This window comes from Paenibacillus terrae (genome assembly GCF_000943545.1).
Classification (GTDB): domain Bacteria; phylum Bacillota; class Bacilli; order Paenibacillales; family Paenibacillaceae; genus Paenibacillus; species Paenibacillus terrae_A.
The window spans coordinates 1-23,261 of record NZ_JTHP01000024.1 but is presented as its reverse complement, the minus strand read 5'-3'; the positions used below and the strand labels follow the sequence as shown (position 1 = coordinate 23,261).

Here is a 23,261-nt window from a genome sequence, read left to right as displayed (position 1 = left end):
AAGGACGAATGCGTCCCTTTACTTTTATGTAAGCGCTATCATAAAATTTAAACAACAATAATTTATCAGTCAGATAAAATAAATTTATTGAAAAAATAAACCATGAAAGGAGTTAAGGATTCAGATGAAAAAAAGATTTCGGTATACCGCGTTGCTCTGTCTCGGTGTCATTTTGTGTGGAACAGTCACCCCGATGGATAGCCAGGTCTTTGCTGCTTCTGCGAGGCAAATGGAAAAGCTGAACCGTGGAGCCGTTGCGGTCAAGGTGCCGGAGGGCGTGCTGGTGAGCTGGCGTTTGCTGGGCACGGAAGCGGATTTGGTCAGCTTCAATCTGTATAGAGGGACAAGCAAGGTCAATGATGCGCCGATTACGTCGAAAACCAACTTTTTGGACAAGGCAGGTACGACTTCCTCCTCGTACACGGTTCGTGCCGTTGTGAATGGAGCAGAACAGGCTGCTTCTCAGGCAGTGAAGGTTTGGAGCAACAACTATCTGGATGTTCCCATCCAGCAGCCTGCGGGCGGTACAACCCCGGATAATGTGAGCTACACGTACAATGCCAATGACGCCAGTGTAGGTGATCTGGATGGGGATGGCGAGTATGAGATTGTGTTAAAATGGGACCCTTCCAATGCCAAGGACAATTCGCAATCCGGCTACACGGGAAATGTATTTCTGGACGGCTACAAGCTGGATGGAACACGCAAATGGCGAATCGACTTGGGCCGGAACATCCGGGCTGGAGCGCACTACACGCAATTTCTCGTTTATGATTTTGACGGAGACGGCAAAGCAGAAATCGTATGCAAAACAGCAGACGGCACTAAAGATGGCACAGGGGTGACCATCGGCAACGCCTCGGCGGATTATCGCAATGCCAGTGGTTATATTTTGGATGGGCCTGAATTTCTGACCGTGTTCTCGGGCGATACGGGCAAAGCACTTAGCACGATTGACTATGTGCCGCCACGGGGAACGGTATCTAGCTGGGGAGATAATTATGGCAACCGGGTGGACCGTTTTCTCGCCGGGGTTGCTTATCTGGATGGCGTGCGGCCCAGCATTGTGATGGCACGGGGTTATTACACCCGGACGGTTCTGGTCGCGTACGATTGGCGTAATGGTAGCTTGAATCGACGTTGGACCTTTGATAGCAACGGTTCGACCAATGCTGGAACCGCTGGACAGGGCAACCATAGCTTGAGTGTGGCGGATGTGGATGGAGACGATAAGGATGAGATCGTGTACGGCTCGCTGGTGGTGGACGATAACGGGACCAAGCTGGCTAACACGGGCATGGGACACGGGGATGCGCTTCATGTTGGAAATTTGGACCCGGACCGTTCAGGCTATGAAGTGTTTAAGGTAAACGAGGACAAAAATGCGACTTATGGCGCTGCTATGTATGATCCGCGTAATGGAAGCATTTTATGGGGCGTAAATACAGGCAAGGATACCGGGAGAGGCATGTCGGCAGACATTGATCCCCGTACAAAAGGAAACGAGCAATGGGCGCCGGGGATCGGTGTGCGTTCGGCTAAAGGAGAGCTTATTACGAATACGCTACCGTCCTCCATTAACTTTGGAATTTGGTGGGATGGCGACCTGCTGCGTGAACTGCTGGATCATACCTCGTCAAGCGCTGGTAAAATCGACAAGTGGAACTATACCAACTCGACCACTTCCAATTTGCTTACGGCTACAGGCACCAGCTCCAATAACGGAACGAAAGGAACACCGTCCTTGCAGGCCGATCTGTTCGGCGACTGGCGCGAGGAGGTGATTTGGCGCAAAAGCGACAATTCGGCGTTGCGTATCTACACAACACCGTATGAGTCAGAGTATCGTTTTTATACACTTATGCATGATCCGTTGTATCGTCTGAGTATAGCGTGGCAGAACGTGGCCTATAACCAGCCGCCACACACTGGGTTTTATCTGGGAGAAGGGATGTCCAAGCCCGCGCAGCCGAATATATACATTCCTTGATTTACAGGTTAGTTTGAAGGTCGAAATGAAACGAGAATGAACAAAAACGGAAAGGGCCCCGGGTTGATCGGAGCTCTTTTTGTCATGCCAACAAAGAAGACAACGTATGATTTTCATAAAAAAGGGAACATTAGTTCTTATTAGCGAAATATACGCATGAAAAAGGAGGCGGGATATGTGACTTCTCTAACGACCGAAGGTATGATTGCGCTCGTAACCAATGTCGGATTCCCTGCTGCATTAAGTCTGATTCTGTTAAAATATATCCTTGTCACCCTTAGCCGCAGATTGGAGCAGCTTGACCGGTCTGTTAAGCAACTGTCACAATCCCTGGAAGAGGTGAAGGCAGAGCGAGTGAAGCAGTCAGAAGAAACTCACCCGGCAAATACGGACAAACTTCGTGCAGAATGAACAAATAAAGGCAAATAGAAACAATTTAGCAACCCAATTGTGGCAGGGGATTCTTATAATAGAAATGTGTGCAGTTTATGCAGGTATATGATTATGGAGGTGCATAGAATGATGAAAACAGGTATGAAAATAAATACGAAGCTATCCGCGCTGTGCATCGCAGCCGCACTTATGAGCGTGGCGCAGGCCGCAGCCGCCGCGCCCGCCGTGACCGCTCCAGCGGAAGCGACGCAACCGGGCATTGCCAGTCCGGCCGCAGCAGCCCCGGCCAAGGTGCCAGCACCAGCAGCATCTGCGTCGGTTACGACGCCAGCCCCGGCACAAGCGCCGTCGGTTCCAGCAGCATCGGCCCCGGCCACAGTTGTGGATTCCGCCAAAGCCGCTACACCAGCAGCTCCGTCTGCACCAGCACCGCGTCCATCCGCGTCGGTAGCGCCAGCGGCTGCTCCGTCCGTACCGTCGACTGCCAAGCCGTCGAAGCCGCAGCAGCCGTCCACTTCGGTGCCAGTAGCAGCCGCGGCTGCCAGCGTGAAGCCAACGCAGCTGGATAAGCTGAATCACGAGAGCGCCATTCCGCTCGTGCTGGAGGCGCAGTCACGTTATCTGTACGCGATCAGCGGTGGCAGCACGGTGGGCGAATCGTTCCAGTGGAACGGCAAAAGCTACCGCTACCTGTCCGAGGACATCGGCACCAAGACCAAGCTGACCAGCTATCTGACGCAGGCCTACACCAAGCAGGCCAGTGAGCAATTTGTTGGAAAATTTTTCGTTGAAATTAACGGAAAACTAGCTCAGCTGGACGCAGATGGTGGTAACCTGCTGGAGTTCAACCGGGCTACAGCGAAAATGGTGACGATGACCCCGGTTAAGCGCAGCTATCTGCTGACCGTGCCTTATCCGGCAGGAACCAAGCAGGCGAACGAGAAAATCACCGTAAATTTTGAAAAGGTCGGTAGCTACTGGAAAATCAGCTCCGCGCCGCATATCATTTTCTAAATTAAGATTTTGCAACGTTATTCATAAATGGGGTAAAGTGAGGTTGAGGCTTGTTTCGTAAGTCCCAATTCAAGGCAGGGGAGTGCTGTGCAATGATGACACCCATCAAGGTAAAAGACGTTAAGGATATTGAAAAAATCAATCAAATCGTTTCGAATTATACCTATGATATTTGGATTCATGGCAAAAGCGGCATGGCAGATGCCAAATCCATTTTAGGCATGTATGTGCTAAAGCTGGATGAACCGCTGACTCTGGTGGTGCCCGACACCGTCAATCCCAAAAAGCTGTTTAAGGAGCTGGAGGAATTTATTCATTTTCCTGCTCAAGAAGGATAACAGATAAGTGAACACCTGTAGACGCTGCATGCTCTAACTAAAAATAATGCAAAGAAGCCGTGGAATGCTTAGATTCCACGGCTTCTTTTTTTAATGCTCCTCCTCGTCCAAAAACGGGAGATTCACCGAATAGTACATCACACCCATCAGCAGCACACCGCCAACCAGATTCCCGAGCGTAACCGGAACGAGGTTATGGATCATACCAGCAACAGAGACCGTACCCGGATGGTCCAGCACGAGCGCAATGGCGAAAGTACACATATTAGCCACACTATGCTCATATCCCGAAATGAAAAAGCAGAACACGAACAGCATCATCGCAAACATCTTCGCGCCGTTTTCCTTCATAAACATCGGAACAAAAAAGGCAAGGCAGACCAGCCAGTTACACAAAATAGCTCGGAAGAACAGCTGCATTGCGGGCGCTTCCATCTTATGCTCCACCACGTTCAGCAAAAAACTATTCACATTGGAGGACTCAAACAGCCCGGTTAAGAAAATAAGGAGTGCGAACACCCCGGCACCCAGCAAATTACCGCCATAGCTGGCAGCCCACAGCCGAAGCACCTGTCCCCAGCGGAGCTTTTTACGGAGCGCAGCATAGGTGTAATAAAAGGTGTTGCCTGTAAACAAATCACCACCGCCGTAAGCGATCAGAATGATGGCCGCCCCGAACGTGAGCGCTGCCATAGGATAAGTGAATGGAGAATGCTCCATGTAAAAAAAGTTGCCCGTCTTGAAGGCCACAATAACACCGAACCCGATGAACATACTCGCCAGCATGGAACGAGCCAAATACCGGAGTAGGCTTTGCTTGTAAATTTTGTACTTCTTCATGGCTAGCTGTTCGACATTGCGTAAGCCTTCCGTCTCCATATCCAACGACAACCTCCTATTTTCTCGAATGTAAGTCTTTAAACAGACCTTATTTTTCCCTAAACATTGCCCAGTCAGTCAGCAATCCTGTTAGCTTATAACAAACCAAGCTTTTGCAGCCCGTACAAAATGCCGTCTTCATCTGCGCGTTTTGTGACCATTTTAGCTGCGGCTTTGGCTTCATCACAACCGTTACCCATTGCGACACTATTATGTACAGCCGTCAGCATTTCCACATCGTTCAAACCGTCGCCAAAAGCGTATTGATTTTCATCGGCAATGCCCAGTCTGGACGTAATTTCGCGGATGCCCATTGCTTTGGAGCCAGCGTGAGGAACAACGTCCACAGAACTCGGATGCCAGCGTACAAAGTCAAAAGCTTTGAATACCGCTTCATAGAAGGGTTCTTCTTCTACCGTACACATCAACAGCGTCTGATAAATATCTCTTCCCTGGAAATAAAGCGGATCGTATCCAACCGAAAGTTTGGCCTTGAACGTTTGAACCGATTTTTCTACAAGCTCATCGTTAGGAATATTAGCCTTCATATTGGCATGATCCATATATACGATCGCATGATTATGTGTGAGGGCAAGATCAGTCATCGCTTGCAAAGCTTCTCTGTTCAACGGATTGGTAGCAACCACTTCTCCCCGAAGCACGACATATTGCCCATTAAAGCTGACGTAAGAATCAATTTCCAACTGCTCACGGATTTCCTTGAACATAAAAGGCGCGCGTCCTGTGGCAATGGCTACCTCATGACCTTGCTCTTTCAAAGCAAAGACAGCCTTTTCAGCCGTAAGTGGCATTTTTTTGTCATCGTCCAGTAATGTACCGTCGATATCGAAAAAGATAATTTTTTTGTCTGACATGTTTTTACACCTGACTTTCAATAATGTATTGTCGAAATGAACTCATATGGATTCATTATATCAAAGGAACTGCTTCTGAATACACAAATACGTATAAATCCTCATGAATGTCTGACTTCTATAGCTTACAATATGAAATAAGGATTACTGTAAAATATAATGCCTATCTCCTATTTTCATAGACGGGATGTGATCATCATGACGAAAATCCAAGTCACACCGGAGCAGTTGGATAGCGTGGCCTCCCAATTTGCCAATGCCCACGGAACACTGAATAACCAGTTAAACGGCCTGGATAACACTATGAACAACCTTCACAGCCAGTGGGACGGTATGGAGAGGAATCGCTTTTATAACGACTATCGGACGGCTAAATATACGCTTTCTTCCGTGTTAAACAAGGTTCAATCCATTGAAATTGAGCTGAAAAGCATCGCTTCGAAGTTTAGAAATGCGGATGACAATCCGCGTGGCTTCTGGACCGCGCTGGCGGCGGCTATGAGCGCTAGTGCAGCGCTGGAGGGCGGTGGAGAAGCTGGAAACCATGCTGGGGATGCCTCCAAGTCGCCCAAAAACATAGATGATTGGGATCAGGCTGACGCCGATAAATACCAGCAATATGAGAAACTCCTGAAAGATGCCGAGGCGATTGGAGACAAGCAGGTCATGCAGAAAATCCACGACCAGATGAACGTCCTGCGGCTGCAATATGAGGATTCGGTTACCCGCACAGATTACAATACAGGAGAAACGTCCAAGATCACAGCCGATTCTCTCGTCGCCGTCACCGAGCTGACAGGTAAAGATGGCACGAAAACGGATATTTCTATAGATAAAAAAGGAAATGTTGTCAGCTACGAGCAAAATACCGACAAATACGATTACTGGGCCCAAGAGCATACCCAATCGGCCGGAGAGCACGCTCTGGGTAAAACGGCCCAGACCGTCACCGGGTATGGCATAGGTCTTATTTTGTCGCGTGGGACTGGCGTTGGTGGCGCAGGTTCGAGCATTAGTTCCGGCGCAGCCTCCGGCTGGGGAGAGCACGTCGTCGGCATCGGTGGCGGCATGATCAGTGACAAGGTGCTATTCTCTGTACCGGATGAAGGCGAAACCCGCACCATGATCTACCGAACCGACAAGGAAACCGGACATATCGAAAACATGATCATCGTCACCAAAGGTGAGAATGAAATGGAATACCGCTATTGGGAGGACTATAACTAGAAGTGATCCAGGGTTTGAAACGACATTAGCAACGCGAATAGGAGTATCTATACAATCTACAGTCTTTTTTCTGGAACGGTGAGTGGCAGTTGGAAACTGTAAAACTCGCTAGCTGGAGAAGTCTGTAGATTTTTTTGTTTACCAAAATTTTTTGGAAACCGATATATTAATAAATGAGTTACATATTTCACTTTCTTCCGAAAATATTTAAATGATTTATTTTGGTACAAAAGCTATTTTTAAAGTTGAACTAAGTGAGATTGAGACTTTCAGAGAGATCATGGCTTGGAGGAATTATTTGAAGATGATGGATGCGTTCATTAAGCATTATCGGGAAAAGGTTGCATTTAGTGCTTTATTATTTAGACATATGAAATTTCAGTATTTAGTTACACGTTGGGGTCTTGTCTTGTTTGTCTTTTCCTCAATATTGTTAGTTGGAGGCGCACTATTAAGTCTACTAGCCTTACAAATGACTATTGGAATAGTTAGTCTCGCCTTTTGGTTTGTGTGTGCGTGTATTATGTATACATTGGCTTATGTTTTCATTAAAAAAGCAAAAGTAATCATTAAGACACGTTACAGTATTCAACCTAAAAAAGGAGCTTGGCAAACGAAAGAATTTTATCAATATCAGTTCAAATGCTTCGAAAATCAACTTCATTTATTTAATCTATACGATGAGAAAAAGCTGGAATTTCTGATTAACTTGATCGAAAAGGAGATTGCCCGAGGAAAGCCCAAGGAATATCTCGCCTCAGGCGTATATCTTGCACTCTTTGTTCCCTTGTGGGTGCAATTTTTGACGGCCATATACAAAGCTGTACATGTAGAAGTTTTGAGTGTGGCACAAGAAGTGCTCATTTTTCTTGGAATTGGATTTGGTATTCTTATTGCAATACGAATCTGGGGAGGGTACAAAAAGATGTTTGCAGAGACGGCTGAATTGTTTCAGAATAATGATTCACAGACGCTAAGCGAAATCATAAAATTGTCAGAAAGTGCTTTGCTTAAATTGAAGAGTGAAGAAAGAAAAGCATAATAAAAGTAGTTGAAGTGCGTTTTATACAAGCTTGAAAAAAGCTGTGGTGAACCGCGGATTATAGAAAAAAGCGCAGTGACTTCCGCTGAATTGGAAGGCTGCGCCTTTTGTTTTTTGAATTAAATTTACTGAGCCTCCCCGTTCAAATAACGATAAAAGGGAGCATCCACCCAGAAGTGGTAGCTTTCCACCTCTACACCTGGCTTGATTTTACGTAAGCCATCGGCAATGGAGGAGGCCTTGTCCGTGAGCGAAAAAGACTGGGCGTAATAGCGTCCTGCGCTGACCCGATTGTTCGCAATCTCCGTGTAGGCTGAGCGGGGAGAGGACAGGGAGTAATAGAGCGGCTGCCACCAGGACTGAGCGATCAGGCCGGCTTGGTCTTTAATGTTCTTTTTGGCGTATTGGTTGATGATGGTGTCAAAACGGTTCTTCTGCCCGATCGTCGCAAATTCGAGAGCCAAGTCATACTCCTTGGAGTAGGCGATGTAGTTACCGTTGTTGATTTGTACGACTTTATAGTCTTCGGTCTGGGCAGGCTGTCCCCATTCTTTCAAGTATACAAAAGCCGAAGTTTTCGGCTCTAGCTGTACACTGGCTTGAATACCCTCGCTGCGAAGCAGCCCGATCAGCTGGATCGCGTGCTTGAGATTGCTGTGTCCATAGGTGAGGGACAGCTTCGGATCAAAATGGGCATCATAGCGGCTGTCCTTGATATTGTAGCCTGTGAACAGATTCTGCTGAAGTCCTGCGTCGAACAGGGCTTGCAGCTCCGGGGATTGGACGAGTATCTGTGTATCATAGGCCTGATGGATTTTAGCAAAAATATCGTCATCCTGTACTTGACCGACGGTATTTTTGTATTCGCCGTGGAATGCTAGCACACGGCTTAGCACCTCGGCGGTGAATGACGCATCGGCTTGCTCGTCCGGCTGGAAGGAGGACAGCACGCTTTGCGGCAGCAGTCCTGTATCTACAGCGACTGCCAGATCCTGCGAGGCCGCTAGATTGGTCTCAGCAGTTCCAGCCAATGTACGAATACCCGATTTTGTCAGCACGGCCTGCGCCTTATCCGCAGGGTATGTAGCAGCCAACTCAGTCAATCCGGCGGCTTTGACAGCTATACGGATCGCGTCATTTTGTGACAGGGGAACGGACGGTTTTACGTCAGTGTTATCCAGTATACCTACTGCATACAGTGCTGCCGCTTGGGCATACAACGGGTCATTTGAGTTTAAGCCTGTGAAGGCGGTGTTTTTGTCCGCAGAAGCTGTACTTGAGCTGTTCAGGTTCAGCACGGTGGCAAGAGCAGCGATATATTCCCCCTTTGTCGGGGTTGAGGATAGTTGGATGTTAAAACGGTCCTTTAGATAGGTGAGCTGGTTGTCCGAATCAGTAACAGTGCTTGAAGCGGAGCTGTTTACTTGCTGGACGATCGGGGCTGCCGCGGGTGCGGCGTAGGAATCAATAGGGCTGGAAAAGGCAGCGATGAATAGGGCGGTGGATAGAGGGATCATTTTCCAAGAGGATGGTCTTAGGTTAGCAAAAGGTGCGGTCATGTGAAATTTCCTCCTAAATAGGCTATACTATTTTATATTATTCCTAGCGAAATACTTGTAATTTGATAGAATAATAGCTTGTTCCTCTCAAACTGTCAATCCATCTTAAATGAGTATTTTGCAAAAATCCACAAAGCGATGCGTAATCAGGAATATATAGATCGAAATGATTTTATTCGTCTATATATTGTACCTTGGAGCGATTGGGATCGAATTTTGCAAAATCCTAAAATTATAGTTATCCAAAGGCAAATGATTATTATTGAAGGCAGCTGAGCTGCTAGTTTTCGTCTCTGCTCTAATACTGTGAAGGTAGAATAGGATTGTATTTAGCCACAATCCATATAATCATACCCGCGGGGTATCTATGGACTTGCAATTAGGGTACCAAATGATAGATGATGGAAGAGGGCCTTTTAGCAGAAAATAGGGCTAAAGATAGAGAGGATACCGACAGAAAATAGACCGGATTTACCGTATTTTTGTATATTATTGTAGAAAAAGATCGTAATTCAGGTTATAGTAAAGGGAGAAATTAACTAGGATGCGTTTCACCCAAATACGATTTTGTGGAGGGCAACATGAGTACATTTAAAAATTGGCTGAACACGACTAAAAAGGGTCTTGGAGACCAGGTTAAGAAGTTTAAAAATAAAGATTTCATGGAAGCTGTTGTTGCGGGTTGTGCGCTGGTAGCCTTTGCTGACGGTACCATTAGTCCGGACGAGAAATCAAAAATGGCCGGATACATAAATCTCAGTGAGGAACTGAAAGTGTTTGATATGGGAGAGGTCATCAATCGCTTCAATCACTATGTAGCGAACTTTGAATTTTCGCCTGAAATCGGCAAACAGGAAGCACTGAAAGCGATTGGCAAATTGAAAGGCAAGCCTGAAGTGGGCCGACTCGTCGTTGGCGTATGTAGTGCCATTGGTGCTGCTGACGGTGACTTTGATGCAGATGAACAACGAATTGTCGCTGAAATTTGCGGTGCGCTGGGTTTGAATCCGTCTGAATTTAGTCTGTAAATTTTACGGAAGGGAGGTGTGTTAATCAGTGGCTGTAATTAATCTGGTTAAGGGCCAGAAAATTGATTTGACCAAAGGAAACGCAGGTCTAACCAAAGTTATTGCCGGATTGGGATGGGACCCGGTGAAGTCCAAAGGATTTTTTGGCATCAAGAAGCAACCGAATATTGATTGTGACGCTTCTGCCATTTTACTGGACGCAAACGGAAAACTGACTCAATCGGATAACGTAGTATGCTTCCACAATAAAAAAAGCCCATGCGGCTCTATCGTACATTCCGGTGATAATTTGACTGGACAAGGTGACGGTGATGATGAACAAATTGTGATTGACTTGGCACGTATTCCTGCTAGTGTCCACAAAGTGCTTGTTGTTGTAAATATATATGATTGCGTAAACCGGAAACAGGATTTTGGCATGATCGAGAAAGCGTATATCCGCATTCTGGACGGTGCTAATTCCAAGGAACTGGTCACGTTTAATTTATCTGATAATTATGAAGGGCTGACTGCATTGGTTTGTGGAGAACTCTATCGTCATAACGACGAATGGAAGTTTGCTGCCATCGGTGAAGGCACGAATGCCGTACATATTGATGTGCTGGCTCAGCGCTACATGTAATTTTATTTTACGAATACCAAACTTAATTATGGAAAAGGGGTTCTTATCATGGCAATTAACTTATCCAAAGGTCAAAAGATTGATTTGACGAAAACAAATCCAGGCTTGTCCAAAATCACGGTTGGTTTGGGTTGGGACACGAATAAATACGATGGCGGTAAGGATTTTGACTTGGACGTATCCGTATTTTTGGCTAATGCAGAAGGTAAAGTAGAATCGGATAAGAACTTCGTCTTTTTCAATAACCCACAAAATGAGAACGGCTCTGTTGTTCATACCGGTGATAACCGTACGGGTGATGGTGACGGAGATGACGAGCAAATTAAAATTGATTTGGGTAGCGTGCCAGCTAACGTAGAAAAGATCGCTTTTACGATTACAATCTATGAAGCACAAGAACGCAGCCAAAACTTTGGACAAGTGTCCCGTGCTTATGCTCGTATCGTGAACGAAGCAAACAATGAAGAATTGATTCGCTTTGACCTGGGAGAAGATTTCTCGATCGAAACGGGCGTTGTTGTAGGCGAATTGTATCGTCATAGTGGTGAGTGGAAGTTCAATGCCATTGGTAGTGGCTACCAGGATGGTCTTGCAGGGTTGACTCGCGATTACGGTTTGGCGTAACTAAAATCTGTACAAAGAAAGCAGGTATACAGTATGACCATTAGTCTTTCCAAAGGACAACGTATTGATCTGACCAAAACCAATCCCGGCTTGACTCGTGTTGTCGTAGGTCTTGGATGGGATACGAATAAATACAGCGGTGGCGCGGACTTTGACCTCGATGCTTCGGCTTTCCTGCTTTATGAAGATGGCAAAGCGAAAGCTGCTGATGATTTTGTATTTTACAACAATCCAACCGGCGGAGCAGGATCTGTGACCCATACAGGCGATAACCGCACAGGTGAGGGCGATGGGGATGACGAGCAAATCATCGTTGATTTTTCGAAGATTCCTGCGAACATCCACCGTATCGGGATCACGGTTACCATTTATGATTACGAGGCACGTGCGCAAAACTTTGGTCAAGTGTCCAATGCTTTCGTACGTGTGGTAGACGCAGCGACGGATCGTGAAGTGCTGCGCTACGATTTGGGAGAGGATTTCTCCACCGAAACGGCCGTGGTATTCTGTGAATTTTACCGTCAGAATGCGGACTGGAAATTCCAGGCAATCGGTAGCGGCTTTGCTGGTGGATTGGGTGCGCTTGCTAAAAACTATGGCTTGGACGCTCAATAATATCCACTTGGGGTGGTGTCCATAGGGCGCTACCCTTTTTTTAAGCCATTGAATTGGCGTGCGCTGACACATGACAAACGGACAGAAAGGTGACACAATCATGGCTGTTATCGTAGTAAAGGGACAGAAGGCGGATTTGACGAAAACGAATCCGGGTCTGACCCAGGTCAACGTAGGGATCGGCTGGGAGTCCCCAGCGGCTCTGGAACTGGATACTTCGGCATTTTTGTTAGGCTCTGGAGGAAAAGTGTCAAGCGATGAGGATTTGATCTTTTACAACAATCCGACCACGCCCTTCATCACTTATTCAGACGGACAACAGTCTGGTGACAAAAAGCAATTTGCACTTGATCTGACGCGGATTCCTGTCAACATTGAGAAGATTGCGTTCACGCTGACGATTTATGATGCGGATCAGAAACGGCAAAATTTTGGACAGGTTCAAGGTGGGTTCATTCGTTTTGCTCATCCGGTTAGCGGAGAGGTTTTGCGGTTTAATTTGGACAGCGGATTTACAGTGGAAACGGCCATTGTCATAGGTGAGCTGTACCGCCATAACGGGGAATGGAAATTCAACGCAATTGGCGCTGGTTTTTCCGGTGGATTGGATGCGTTGTGCGTCAATTTCGGGATTGAAGTGGAAAATAATCCGGCTCCGCCGCCAGTGCCTACACCACCTCCAACTCCTCAGCCAGCACCAACACCGCCGCCAGCACCTCCTGCTCCGAAGCCAGAGCCATCTGCAACACCAGTGAATCTGAATTTGCGCAAAATTGAACTGAAGAAGAAGGGCGACACTATCAATCTGAAAAAAGGCTCAGGTGGATTAGGAGAAATCCTGATCAATCTGAACTGGAATCAGGTGCAGCAAAGCAAGGGCTTTTTCAGTCGTGGCTCCAAGGGTGTCGATCTGGATCTGGGTTGCTTGTATGAGATGAAGAACGGAGATAAAGGCGTTGTTCAGGCGCTGGGTGAAGTTTTCGGCTCGCTGAATCGCTTCCCGTACATTGCTTTGGACGGCGACGACCGTACGGGATCTGTGAAAACAGGGGAAAATCTTCGCATCAACGGTGCTAAAATTTCTGAAATCAAGCGAATTTTGGTGTTTAGCTTCATTTATGAAGGCGTTACGAACTGGTCGCAGGCGGACGGTGTGGTCACGTTGTACCAGAAGGACGGACCGGATATTGTCGTTCACCTGAATGAACATGACAACCGCAAGGGGATGTGTGCGATTGCCATGCTCCAAAACGTGAACGATGAAACGTTCAGCATTGAAAGACTCGTGCAGTTCTATGGCGGCCATCGTGAGTTGGATCGTGCACATAACTGGGGCATGCGCTGGTCGCAGGGTAGTAAATAAACTGAATTATCGGAGGCACTCTTTTCATGTTGAATGATTTATTTAAAAATATCAGCGAGAACTACGGCCATTTCTTTTCATGGAGTGATGTTGTAGCTACGCTTTCTGACCCGGTGAGTTGGGGGATTATTGGAACTCTCATTTTGCTGGAAGGTCTTTTGTCGGCGGATAACGCCTTGGTTCTCGCAGTTATGGTTAAGCATTTACCGAAGGAACAACAAAAGAGAGCCTTATTTTACGGGATTTTGGGTGCGTATGTATTCAGGTTCCTCGCGATCGGCTTGGGTACATTCCTGATTAAGTTCACGCTGATTAAGGTGCTGGGTGCGGCTTATCTGCTCTATATCGCTTATAAGGGCTTATTCAATTCCGAAGCTGACGGAGAAGTGAAAAACAAACCTACTTCTTTCTGGAAAACCGTATTAATGGTCGAGCTGATGGATATTGCCTTCAGTATTGACAGTGTCATTGCCGCTTTTGGTGTAAGCGAACAGGTATGGGTTCTGTTCCTGGGTGGTATTATCGGCGTTCTGATGATGCGCGGTGTTGCACAAGTGTTCCTCAAGCTCATTGATAAATTTCCGGAACTGGAACAGACAGCCTTTATTTTGATCGCCATTATCGGGGGTAAGATGCTGGCTGCTGCTTTTGGCTTTCATATGTCGCAGGTTTTATTCTTCGGCATTTTGATTGCCGTCTTTGTAGGCACCATGTTTATTAGCTCGGCGAAAAGAAAGAAAAAGGCCGACGAAGAGGCTTAATGTACAAAGTATAGCGAAATCCCTCCTGAACTTAAGGGGGGATTTCTTTTATACCCGAGGCACAGGGCTTCAGTCAGGCAAGAAAGAGCAAGAGGAGGAGAAGGCCCTGAAATATTTTAATGATTTGACCTCTGAGGAAGTAGAAGCGATCTTTTGTACGCCGCCGTCAGAATTTAATAACCGATCCCCCAAAAGTATATTGGCTTACGCGATAGGGGCGGCTTTGTACATGCCTGCGACCCGTTCGGAAGTAGCGGAAGAGATCAAGAATGGAAAACATGAAGGATTGACGACGGTCATGCTGGATTTGGAGGATGCCATTGGGGATCAGCAGGTCGGGCAGGCGGAACAGTCGCTGGCACAGCAGTTGCTTCAACTATTTTCGTATGTACGGACAGGCGCGATGAGTGAACAGAGTTTACCGCTGCTGTTTGTACGTGTGCGATCTGTGGAACAGCTCGAACGGCTACTGAACGGGTTGGGAGAATCTCTGTCGCTACTGACGGGCTTTGTTTTGCCCAAGTTTTCTTCTGACAATGGACGAGCATATTTTGAACTCATTGCCGGATATAACCGGGGTAAGGTTGAACAAAACATCCCTGTGTTGTACGGATTACCGATTCTCGAAAGCTCCAAAATCATTTACCGGGAAACTCGCTGGAATGAGCTGCTGTTGATCAAAGAGATTTTGGACGAGTATCAGGAATATGTGCTGAATGTACGAATTGGGGCAACTGATTTTTCCAGCCTGTTTGGCTTGAGACGTAGTCCAGATATTACTATCTATGAAATTGCTGTCATTCGGGATTGCATCGCTGATATTATTAACTTGTTTGGACGCGTAGATTCGGATTATGTCATTTCCGGTCCTGTATGGGAATATTTCTCTCATCGGGAACGTGTATTTAAGCCTCAATTAAGAGTGTCGCCCTTTGAGGATGCATTTGGTAAGCAGGGACGCAATCTGCGGATGGACTTCATTTCAGATGCGGTGGACGGACTAATACGAGAGGTCATGATGGACAAGGAAAATGGCATTATCGGCAAAACGATCATCCATCCTTCCCATATTAAGCCGGTACAGGCCATGTACGCAGTGACACATGAAGAGTATATGGATGCCCTCGCGATTGTGGAGCGTAATGACGGTAGTCTGGGTGTATTCAAAAGCACCTATGCCAACAAAATGAATGAAATTAAGCCGCATTTAAATTGGGCTCATCGTATTATAAACAGATCAAAAGTATACGGGGTGTTACATGAACAACAACATTTTGTCAGTCTCTTACCCAACCACGAAAACACATCTGCTGCATATCCTGGAGCAGTTCAGCGTTAAAATTACGGAAACACATAATCCATTCTGCCTTCCAGTAGACAAGCTGTTTGCGATGGCGGCGCGGGTGAACAAGAAGCGTTCATTTCTATTTGTCAGCAAGGTGCTGGGCAAGCATATTCCGGTGAACCCTTACACCTCTCTGCTGAGTGGTGCGGCGTTGGCTATACTGCTGTACAAGGAGCTTGTCCCACAGGCAGGACAACAGATGGATGAGCTGATTGGAGAGGCTGTGAAGGGACTTCTGGATTCGGACTATGCCCAAGAAGCTTATCATAAGCTGATGGAAGAACGTTTGGCTTTTGTGGAGCCGATCAAGTTTGTTGGCTTTGCCGAGACGGCTACGGCGCTGGGACACGCCATGTATCAGGTGTTTGCGGACGGTGCTTCGTATATTCATACGACGCGCGAGGATATTCCGGGTCTTCAGCCGATCATTCGATTTGAAGAAGAACATTCGCATGCTGTTGATCATCGCTGCTATGCGCTGGATGAGCATGCATTTGCGGGAGACGGCCCCATTGTGCTGGTAGATGATGAAATTACGACGGGCAAAACGACCCTTAATATTATTCGGGATATTCAGGCACATTTTCCAAGAAAGCAATATGTGATTGCTTCGTTATTGGATTGGCGGACAGACAGCGATGAGCAGGCTTTCACCGATCTGGAGGCAGAGCTGGGCATTACGATTACGCCTTTAAGCTTGCTCAAAGGAAAGATTGAGGTACAGGGAGTGCCGATGCTGGATCACGCAGAATACGCTGGGCGAGCCGGGCACGCAGAACATGCTGCTACTAGCATAGCAGAGGATACGACAGACGCTTCTGGAATAATTGACCACTGTTTTGCAGAGGATGCGTCTGGTTTTGAACGGGTAGTACACAGCTCGATTTCAACGGACGGATACGCCAATCAGGCTCCTTATTTGAAATATACAGGTCGTTTCGGCCTGCAATCGGCTGATAATACTGCGTTGGATGCGGAGATTACGCGTACTGCGGAACGATTGAAGAAGCTTCGTTCAGGGCAGCGCACGCTGGTGATGGGTACGGGGGAATTTATGTACATTCCGATGCGAATCGCAGCGGAGTTAGGCCCGAATGTGTATTATCAGTCGACGACGCGCAGCCCGGTTTACCCCCATCGTGAGGAAGGATATGGCGTAGTTTGTGGTGTGCCTTATCCCTCACCTGATGATGGGACGGTGCGCAATTTTATTTATAATGTAGATCCTGGTCAGTATGACGAGATCTTTGTATTGATCGAAAGGGAGTCGGACGCGCAGCGAATGCAGCCCATGCTGGATGCTATGACCCGTCTTGGCTGCGACCAAGTGCATGTCGTATATTTTAATCGGTTAACTGGGCAGGAGAGTAAAGGAGAGCGGATATGAAGCAGACACTCATTAAGCAAATACAACAGAAGAACATTCATCCGCCCGAACCGTTGGGGAGCTATCCTGCATCGGATGTGACCTTTTTATTGAAGGATTTGAGCCGGGTTACGTTGGAAAAAGGGACGGAGGATCGTGAAGAGGCGATTCAGTCGGGAGTCCATTATTCAGAAATGCTCCCAGTGGAATATGAGCCTACGGCAGAGTATATTGCACTGTTTCACGAAACACTTGCCCAATCGGCTGAAAAAGTCGCATTAGCGGCAGCTTCTGTGGCTGAAATGATTGTGAGAAAAAGGGGCCTGAACACGGCGATTGTTTCGCTTGCCAGAGCAGGAACTCCCATCGGTATCTTGATCAAGCGGTATATTGACTGGAAGTATGGCGTTTCCCTGCCGCATTACAGCATTTCCATTATTCGCGGCAAAGGCATTGACCGGAATGCTATTTTGTATATTTTACAGCAGCATGGGCTGGATATTGAGCTCCAGTTTGTCGATGGCTGGACGGGAAAAGGTGCGATTCGGCAGGTGCTGATTGAGGCTTGCCGTGAGATGAACGAAGATTACGGATTACGCCTGAATGATGATCTGGCGGTGCTGGCCGATCCGGGTAGCTGCTCGGATACCTTCGGTACACGGGAAGATTATTTGATCCCGAGCGCTTGTCTGAATTCGACCGTATCGGGTCTGATGAGCAGGACGGTATTGCGCGACGATCTGATAGGCCCGGACGATTTTCATGGAGCCAAATTTTATGAATCCTGGCGGTCGGTCGATCAGTCCAATACGTTTGTGGATACGGTTTCAGGTTATTTTCCAGATGTGGCTGAAACTGCCGTTGCGTATGCTGAACAGATGACATTGAATCCACCTGTGGTGACGTGGCAGGGCTTACGGGATATCGAGGCGATACAAAAGGCTTTTGGTATTCAGGATATCAATCTGGTCAAGCCCGGCGTGGGGGAGACGACCCGTGTGCTGCTGCGCAGGGTGCCGTGGAAAATCCTGATTGACCGTGAGGATAACCCGAATCTCCGGTATATCGTGCTGCTGGCAAAGGACCGGGGAGTGCCTGTCGAGGTGTTTGAAGGTCTGACCTATTCCTGCTGCGGGATCATCAAGCCGCTCAAGGGAGGACAAGAATGATCTACGCAAGCGATCTGGATCAGACACTGATTTACTCCAAGCGTTCGCTTGGCGTGCCGCTGGAGTCCCCTGGTCTGTTGCCTGCGGAACAGATAGACGGGGCGACGTCGGCTTTTATTTCTGAACAAGCCCTGCAATTGCTAAAGACACTGCCTGAAGATGTGATGTTTATGCCCGTGACGACTCGGACGATAGAACAGTATAGACGAATCACTGTGTTTCAGACGGAGTTGGTTCCCGCATATGCCGTGACGAGTAATGGTGGAAACATCATCGTCGGAGGCGAGGTGGATCGGGAGTGGAATCGCCGCATTCACGAGCAGGTACGCCGAGATGGTGCTAATGCGGAAGAAGCACGTCATGTATTCGGACAGGTGCTGCATGAGGATTGGGTTAGGAGTGAGCGTTTCTGTGATGAGTTATTTTACGCATTCGTTATAGAACGGGATCGTATGCCGCTGGAGCAGGTGCTGGAGAAGGCGCGAATCATGCGTGAAATGGGCTGGGAGGTATCCATTCAGGGGCGTAAGGTGTATCTGGTGCCTGCGGCCGTGAATAAACAGGCAGCTGTGGAGCATATCCGTAACCTCACGGATGGGGGGCCTATTGTAGCGTCCGGCGATTCTTTGCTGGACCGTTGTCTGCTGGACTATGCCGACTATGCAATTGCTCCACGTCATGGCGAGCTGTACCGGGAACAGCTGCGGGATGAGCTGGAGGTCAATTACCGTTTTACGGATGTGTCTGGTGTATACGCTGCGGACGAGATTATGGCCTATGTCCATGAAATACAGTCCATTTCAAGACAGAAAGGGGGCAAGGCTCTGTGAAGAAGCTCAAGGTGTATTTTAACCGCTGGTTTTCGGTGGCGTATCATTATATGAATGCGATTCGTAACAATGAGGACGGTATTCCGTTCGAAATCTATGCGACGCACTCGGACCCGCAGCATATGGCATTACAGGCCAGTGATGTGGCTGAGGTGGAGCCGCGCATAAGTGGCGTGGAGTATGCACGTTATTGTGCGGATTTTTGCCAGCGTCACGGAATTGATGTATTTATTCCACGGTGGAATATGCTCGATATTAGCAAGAATCTTCATCTGTTCGACGAAATTGGGACGAAGGTTATCGTATGCCGGGATACCGAGCTACTGGAGCAGTTGATGGAAAAGGATCTGTTTTATGAATCCATTCGCCAAAAGGATATTGTCACGATTCCCGATTATGCCATTGCCAGCAATGCGGAGCAGTTTAAACACGCTTATGAAACGTTAACGGCACGCGGGCATAAGGTATGCTTCAAGCCATGTAATACAGAGGGCGGAATGGGCTTTCGCATCATCGACAACGAACGTAATCCGCTGGAGGAGCTGTTCGGCCATACGCTGAACCATATCTCGTTCGAGGAGGCATATCGTGTATTGTCATCCACAGAGTCGTTCCCCAACCTGATGGTGATGGAGCTGCTGGAGGGCTATGAATACAGTATTGATTGCCTGGCTGATCGAAACGGAAAGTTGCTGGCAGCAGTTCCGCGCAGGAAGGCGGGAGGGCGATTACGGTTGCTGGAGCACCATACCGAGCTGCTGGATGTGGCGCATAAGGTCGCTGATGCATATCACATTCCGTACAATTATAACATTCAGGTAAAATATAACGGCGAGCGTCCCAAACTGCTGGAAATCAATCCGCGGATGTCTGGTGGACTACATGTGTCATGCTTGTCCGGCATCAATTTTCCTTATTTGGCGGTTAAATCGGCTTTGGGTCACGAGGTGGGTCCGCTTTATCCGCAATACGACATTTTAGCCAGTCACATCGAGCAGCCAATCACCATACGTAAATCCTTACATTGACACATGTAGAGTGTATTTTCTACAATATGGTAAGGGTTTACGTCAGGAGGTACAAGCTATGACGTCAAAAATGTGGGGAACCACGATTGCCGTGGCCAGCTATCTGATTGCGCTTTTGCTAAGTTTTTGGTTACCGTTGTTTGTGTGTTTGGCGATTCCGGTCATTTGCTTAGGGGGATACAACGTCGTTATGGCTATCCGTCATCCCCGACCCAATCTGACGGGTTCTGTTATACCGGTAGAGCAGGCACAAGCTGTTGAGACAAAAAAGATTGAAAAGGAATCCTCGGCACCAACAGAGCCTGTAACTGAGAAACCACGCTTATCAGAACAGGTGAGCAGTGATTTTGCTCAGGTCATGGAGTATCTGGAGGTATTGGAGGATATGGTGATCTCCGAGGGGCAAAAGGATGCGCTCGATAACGAGATCGTCGAGAAGGCATTGGCTCTGTTCGCACGTTTACAGCGGGTGATTCCGCTTTTGCATGAATTAAATAGCAGCGAAGTAAACCACACCGTTCGGAGGCTGATTTTGAAGGACCTGAATGGACTGATTAATCCGTTTCTCCGGCTCAGCGGTGATGCCAAGCGAACCAACCGGAGAACGTTATTAAACGGCTTGCGGGATGTGGATAGCAAAATATCGGTGATTGTATCCACGGTGGAGCACAAGGATCTGCTTGAATTACAAAGCAAAGCCGAGCTGATTCACCAGCGGTACAGCAGTTCCGAATTGTAGGCTATTTGAATCAATTTCATAATCCCCTCAGTAGCTTTATCAAGAGTACATATAGATCAAAATGGTTTAGTTTGTCTATATGTAGTATACATTTCGTTGGCTTAATCATTTATGAAATGGATTCATTTTTATGAAAATTAAGAAACAGCAGCGTAGCTGCTCTACACAATAACTATTAGCCGTTGGTTAACAGTTATTGGTAGAATAGGAGGTAGCGTTATGGCGACCCCATGGGCTGAATTGAAAAAAGAAGACGAACAAAAGGTGACCGAGGAGGCTTCACAGCTCATTCAGAAGGTGTCACAGAGCGATGTCATGAGCCTGGATACCTTAATGGACGACATCGGGAAGCTGGGAGTTAAAACACAGGAGCGTGCGGGACAGACGCTTAAAATGCTGGATCGCCCGGTGAACGATCTTATGTCCGGCGACCGGGCCGAAGTATCGAACATGATCTTAAAGCTGCGGGATGAATGCGAAACGCTCCAACAGAGCAAAAATGTGAGCTTTTTCGGCAAGCTTCTACGGAAAAGCCCGCTGAAGAACTACATTTACAAATATCAGTCGGTCAAAACAAACATCGAGCAAATCATTACAGCCTTGAGAGATGGTAAGGACAATCTGGAAGAAAATATCGTCAGCATGAGGCAGTTGAAGAAGGCTTCCATTGAGGAAATCTACAATTTGCAGACGAAAATCGCCTTTGGCAATCGGTTGAAGGAGCTGTTCGAGACTGAGATTGCCAAGCCGGAGAATGAAACGCGGAAGCCTCATCTGGAACGGGGACTGCGCAAGGTGGTTACTCGTACGCAGTCGATGACCGAAATGATTTTGCTCTACAATCAAGCGATTGCGGCAACGGATATTATTAATGATAATAATGATAAACTGATTGATTCCGTAAATAATGCCATTGATAAAACGTCGAATTTGATCACTGTATCGGCTATGATTGCGATGGCACTGGCGGATCAGGACAAAATCATTTCAGCCGTGGATGCCACGAATCGTACGATTGAGAATCAATTCAAGGAAAATGCCAAGCTTCTCAAAACGACGACGGAGAGAACGACAGATTTACTTAGCAAGCCTTCTATGTCACTGGAAGCTGTGAATCAGGCGATTGGGGATTTGGTATCTGCTTTGGATCTGTCCGAAAAATCCAACCGTCAAATTATTGAAAGCTGCCATGATTATACGAGCAAAATGACGGCAATCAACGCCAACCTCAGCCAACGTCTGGGTATAGAGGGGAAGGAACAGCCGAAGAGTTTGAAGGATAAAGATTCTTCCGAAGGACTAAGCTCGTTTCTGAACTGATTTTACAAATGTGAAATAATGGACCTAACCTATTGAAAAGACGCCAGGGCGATCCTGAAAGGCGTCTTTTTTGGTTTGGGGGCAGCTAATAAAGGACATGATAATCATACATAGCAATCTCGTGCATAAACTCTTAAAAAGTGAAATGACAAAGGAGAGAACGAGCGTATGATGTCCTTTATTTTGGGGTGTGTGATTGTCTATCTGCTTGTAGCTGCCAGTAGTGAAAAAGCAGATTCTATCGTGGAATTAAATGATGCTGTGAAATAAATTTTTTTATTGAAAATCATGCATTTTCTGATAGGATAGAGTTAAATATTGGAATCCCAAAGGAGAATGCATGCTGGAATTTTCATTTGAAATCATCGACGAATCGAAAATCAACATTGTGTATCAGTATGGGAGCAGCAGCTTTAATTTCAATTTGTTTTTTAATTACGGTGTATGGACGCTGCATCCTTTTGACGGAATTCTGTTGCAAAACAAGGAAATGTGCCGTCTGATCGTGGCAGACCTGTTTAAGAACAAAGATTTTCATGTCATGCTGGTACGGGAAAATATTTTGTTGTCAGCCTTGCGTACCTCTATTGATCTCAATCCAGAAACCCGGGGAGAGCGATACCAAGAGCAGGAGCCAGATGAACTGTCTGAATTTGCTGGGGCACACAGCTTTGAAGATGTGCTGCATATGGAGCAGGATTCCATCCGCCAGCGTATCGAATTTTTCCAGAACATCATTCAAAAAATGTATATGGAAGGATTCGGCCCGGAAGACAGCGACTTTAACAAGGTACAAGCTATGATCCGAATTTACAAAGATGCGCATGACCAACTCGGAGATTTGAGCGACTTTCCCCTGAGAGGCGACGAACGCCGCAGATGGTAAATTAGACGGACTAAGGCTTGTAAGGTGAAAATCCTGCAGAGCTCATTTTGAAAAATAGATATTAAAAAGAGAGAGTCCCACGATTAAATGAACTGTGACCCTATTTGTGGACACATAAAAGAAAAGAGTTAGATTATGCTGTTAATAGATGGTTCCTGTATTCATCAGGAGTCATCTTTTTTAATGTCCATTGATACCGATCGGTGTTGTAGTAATCCATGTATTCATTAATACGTGACCGTAATTCC

General features: G+C 47.0%; 24 protein-coding genes. 20 read left to right on the top strand and 4 right to left on the bottom strand.

All coding sequences use genetic code 11. The features are described 5' to 3' along the window. Positions 1-124: 124 nt before the first annotated feature. The 4 genes from QD47_RS13345 (at position 125) to QD47_RS13330 (ending at position 3,735) form a co-directional block, all read left to right on the top strand. Positions 125-1,990 carry a rhamnogalacturonan lyase gene (locus tag QD47_RS13345; RefSeq protein ID WP_044646595.1) on the top strand — a complete coding sequence of 622 codons (1,866 nt, stop codon included), beginning with the start codon at positions 125-127 and terminating at the stop codon, positions 1,988-1,990. Positions 1,991-2,167: 177 nt separating this feature from the next. Next, entirely contained in the window at positions 2,168-2,401 is a 234-nt protein-coding gene (locus QD47_RS13340; protein ID WP_044646594.1) for a hypothetical protein, read from the top strand. A gap of 123 nt (positions 2,402-2,524) precedes the next feature. Next, positions 2,525-3,397 (top strand): DL-endopeptidase inhibitor IseA family protein, encoded by an 873-nt coding sequence (locus QD47_RS13335; RefSeq protein WP_044646636.1) that lies wholly within the window; start codon positions 2,525-2,527, stop codon positions 3,395-3,397. Between the two features lie 92 nt (positions 3,398-3,489). Then, complete coding sequence (locus QD47_RS13330) at positions 3,490-3,735, top strand: HPr family phosphocarrier protein (RefSeq protein ID WP_014279995.1); 246 nt, start codon at positions 3,490-3,492, stop codon at positions 3,733-3,735. A gap of 90 nt (positions 3,736-3,825) precedes the next feature. Here the strand turns inward: QD47_RS13330 and QD47_RS13325 are convergent, their stop codons facing one another. Beyond that, entirely contained in the window at positions 3,826-4,614 is a 789-nt protein-coding gene (locus tag QD47_RS13325; RefSeq protein WP_044646635.1) for a formate/nitrite transporter family protein, read from the bottom strand. Positions 4,615-4,709: 95 nt separating this feature from the next. Then, positions 4,710-5,489 (bottom strand): Cof-type HAD-IIB family hydrolase, encoded by a 780-nt coding sequence (locus tag QD47_RS13320; protein WP_044646593.1) that lies wholly within the window; start codon positions 5,487-5,489, stop codon positions 4,710-4,712. 198 nt (positions 5,490-5,687) lie between these two features. Here QD47_RS13320 and QD47_RS13315 point away from each other — a divergent pair, with 198 nt between their 5' ends. Both QD47_RS13315 and QD47_RS13310 read left to right on the top strand, forming a co-directional pair. Further along, complete coding sequence (locus QD47_RS13315; protein ID WP_044646592.1) at positions 5,688-6,716, top strand: WXG100 family type VII secretion target; 1,029 nt, start codon at positions 5,688-5,690, stop codon at positions 6,714-6,716. A gap of 298 nt (positions 6,717-7,014) precedes the next feature. Beyond that, entirely contained in the window at positions 7,015-7,758 is a 744-nt protein-coding gene (locus tag QD47_RS13310; RefSeq protein ID WP_134911028.1) for a hypothetical protein, read from the top strand. 125 nt (positions 7,759-7,883) lie between these two features. Here the strand turns inward: QD47_RS13310 and QD47_RS13305 are convergent, their stop codons facing one another. After that, the gene (locus QD47_RS13305) at positions 7,884-9,317 is read right to left on the bottom strand and encodes a hypothetical protein (RefSeq protein ID WP_044646590.1); all 1,434 of its coding nucleotides are present in this window, start codon (positions 9,315-9,317) and stop codon (positions 7,884-7,886) included. Between the two features lie 581 nt (positions 9,318-9,898). On the opposite strand from QD47_RS13305, the gene QD47_RS13300 reads away from it, so the two are divergent. From QD47_RS13300 to QD47_RS13235, 14 genes are all read left to right on the top strand, one after another. Next, positions 9,899-10,345 carry a tellurite resistance TerB family protein gene (locus QD47_RS13300; protein ID WP_044646589.1) on the top strand — a complete coding sequence of 149 codons (447 nt, stop codon included), beginning with the start codon at positions 9,899-9,901 and terminating at the stop codon, positions 10,343-10,345. 28 nt (positions 10,346-10,373) lie between these two features. After that, on the top strand, positions 10,374-10,967 hold the full coding sequence (locus QD47_RS13295; RefSeq protein ID WP_044646588.1) for a TerD family protein: 594 nt from the start codon (positions 10,374-10,376) through the stop codon (positions 10,965-10,967). Between the two features lie 48 nt (positions 10,968-11,015). Beyond that, positions 11,016-11,591 (top strand): TerD family protein, encoded by a 576-nt coding sequence (locus QD47_RS13290; protein ID WP_044646587.1) that lies wholly within the window; start codon positions 11,016-11,018, stop codon positions 11,589-11,591. A 33-nt stretch (positions 11,592-11,624) separates the two neighbouring features. Further along, positions 11,625-12,206: a TerD family protein gene (locus QD47_RS13285; RefSeq protein WP_023987194.1), complete on the top strand. Its 582-nt coding sequence runs from the start codon at positions 11,625-11,627 to the stop codon at positions 12,204-12,206. A 100-nt stretch (positions 12,207-12,306) separates the two neighbouring features. Then, positions 12,307-13,569 (top strand): TerD family protein, encoded by a 1,263-nt coding sequence (locus QD47_RS13280; protein WP_044646586.1) that lies wholly within the window; start codon positions 12,307-12,309, stop codon positions 13,567-13,569. A gap of 26 nt (positions 13,570-13,595) precedes the next feature. Then, positions 13,596-14,330 carry a TerC family protein gene (locus QD47_RS13275; RefSeq protein ID WP_044646585.1) on the top strand — a complete coding sequence of 245 codons (735 nt, stop codon included), beginning with the start codon at positions 13,596-13,598 and terminating at the stop codon, positions 14,328-14,330. Between the two features lie 124 nt (positions 14,331-14,454). Then, positions 14,455-15,669: an HpcH/HpaI aldolase/citrate lyase family protein gene (locus tag QD47_RS13270; protein WP_200893432.1), complete on the top strand. Its 1,215-nt coding sequence runs from the start codon at positions 14,455-14,457 to the stop codon at positions 15,667-15,669. Between the two features lie 52 nt (positions 15,670-15,721). Continuing rightward, on the top strand, positions 15,722-17,062 hold the full coding sequence (locus QD47_RS13265) for a phosphoribosyltransferase family protein (protein ID WP_044646633.1): 1,341 nt from the start codon (positions 15,722-15,724) through the stop codon (positions 17,060-17,062). Next, positions 17,059-18,210, top strand: a complete 1,152-nt coding sequence (locus QD47_RS13260; protein WP_044646584.1) for a cysteine protease StiP family protein — start codon at positions 17,059-17,061, stop codon at positions 18,208-18,210. Before QD47_RS13265 ends, QD47_RS13260 begins: the two co-directional genes overlap by 4 nt. After that, complete coding sequence (locus QD47_RS13255) at positions 18,207-19,040, top strand: HAD family hydrolase (RefSeq protein WP_044646583.1); 834 nt, start codon at positions 18,207-18,209, stop codon at positions 19,038-19,040. The genes QD47_RS13260 and QD47_RS13255 overlap by 4 nt, the downstream gene beginning before the upstream one ends. Then, positions 19,037-20,068 carry an ATP-grasp domain-containing protein gene (locus tag QD47_RS13250; RefSeq protein WP_044646582.1) on the top strand — a complete coding sequence of 344 codons (1,032 nt, stop codon included), beginning with the start codon at positions 19,037-19,039 and terminating at the stop codon, positions 20,066-20,068. Before QD47_RS13255 ends, QD47_RS13250 begins: the two co-directional genes overlap by 4 nt. 58 nt (positions 20,069-20,126) lie before the next feature. After that, positions 20,127-20,807, top strand: coding sequence for a hypothetical protein (locus QD47_RS13245; RefSeq protein WP_044646581.1), 681 nt, complete (start codon positions 20,127-20,129; stop codon positions 20,805-20,807). Between the two features lie 219 nt (positions 20,808-21,026). Then, positions 21,027-22,127 carry a toxic anion resistance protein gene (locus QD47_RS13240; RefSeq protein WP_044646580.1) on the top strand — a complete coding sequence of 367 codons (1,101 nt, stop codon included), beginning with the start codon at positions 21,027-21,029 and terminating at the stop codon, positions 22,125-22,127. 340 nt (positions 22,128-22,467) lie between these two features. Continuing rightward, positions 22,468-23,013, top strand: coding sequence for a hypothetical protein (locus QD47_RS13235; protein WP_044646579.1), 546 nt, complete (start codon positions 22,468-22,470; stop codon positions 23,011-23,013). 133 nt (positions 23,014-23,146) lie between these two features. Here QD47_RS13235 and QD47_RS30760 read toward each other — a convergent pair. Continuing rightward, positions 23,147-23,261 (bottom strand): IS3 family transposase (locus QD47_RS30760; RefSeq protein WP_152643808.1); only part of this gene is annotated, 115 nt, incomplete at its 5' end.

Bases quoted from the DNA above. Each gene is read 5' to 3' on its own strand.
- QD47_RS13305 (WP_044646590.1), bottom strand. From the start codon at position 9,317: ATGACCGCACCTTTTGCTAACCTAAGACCATCCTCTTGGAAAATGATC.
- QD47_RS13245 (WP_044646581.1), top strand. From the start codon at position 20,127: ATGACGTCAAAAATGTGGGGAACCACGATTGCCGTGGCCAGCTATCTG.
- QD47_RS13285 (WP_023987194.1), top strand. From the start codon at position 11,625: ATGACCATTAGTCTTTCCAAAGGACAACGTATTGATCTGACCAAAACC.
- QD47_RS13280 (WP_044646586.1), top strand. From the start codon at position 12,307: ATGGCTGTTATCGTAGTAAAGGGACAGAAGGCGGATTTGACGAAAACG.
- QD47_RS13290 (WP_044646587.1), top strand. From the start codon at position 11,016: ATGGCAATTAACTTATCCAAAGGTCAAAAGATTGATTTGACGAAAACA.
- QD47_RS13300 (WP_044646589.1), top strand. From the start codon at position 9,899: ATGAGTACATTTAAAAATTGGCTGAACACGACTAAAAAGGGTCTTGGA.
- QD47_RS13325 (WP_044646635.1), bottom strand. From the start codon at position 4,614: ATGGAGACGGAAGGCTTACGCAATGTCGAACAGCTAGCCATGAAGAAG.
- QD47_RS13275 (WP_044646585.1), top strand. From the start codon at position 13,596: ATGTTGAATGATTTATTTAAAAATATCAGCGAGAACTACGGCCATTTC.
- QD47_RS13320 (WP_044646593.1), bottom strand. From the start codon at position 5,489: ATGTCAGACAAAAAAATTATCTTTTTCGATATCGACGGTACATTACTG.
- QD47_RS13345 (WP_044646595.1), top strand. From the start codon at position 125: ATGAAAAAAAGATTTCGGTATACCGCGTTGCTCTGTCTCGGTGTCATT.
- QD47_RS13240 (WP_044646580.1), top strand. From the start codon at position 21,027: ATGGCGACCCCATGGGCTGAATTGAAAAAAGAAGACGAACAAAAGGTG.
- QD47_RS13335 (WP_044646636.1), top strand. From the start codon at position 2,525: ATGAAAATAAATACGAAGCTATCCGCGCTGTGCATCGCAGCCGCACTT.
- QD47_RS13330 (WP_014279995.1), top strand. From the start codon at position 3,490: ATGATGACACCCATCAAGGTAAAAGACGTTAAGGATATTGAAAAAATC.
- QD47_RS13235 (WP_044646579.1), top strand. From the start codon at position 22,468: ATGCTGGAATTTTCATTTGAAATCATCGACGAATCGAAAATCAACATT.
- QD47_RS13265 (WP_044646633.1), top strand. From the start codon at position 15,722: ATGGCGGCGCGGGTGAACAAGAAGCGTTCATTTCTATTTGTCAGCAAG.
- QD47_RS13315 (WP_044646592.1), top strand. From the start codon at position 5,688: ATGACGAAAATCCAAGTCACACCGGAGCAGTTGGATAGCGTGGCCTCC.
- QD47_RS13255 (WP_044646583.1), top strand. From the start codon at position 18,207: ATGATCTACGCAAGCGATCTGGATCAGACACTGATTTACTCCAAGCGT.
- QD47_RS13260 (WP_044646584.1), top strand. From the start codon at position 17,059: ATGAAGCAGACACTCATTAAGCAAATACAACAGAAGAACATTCATCCG.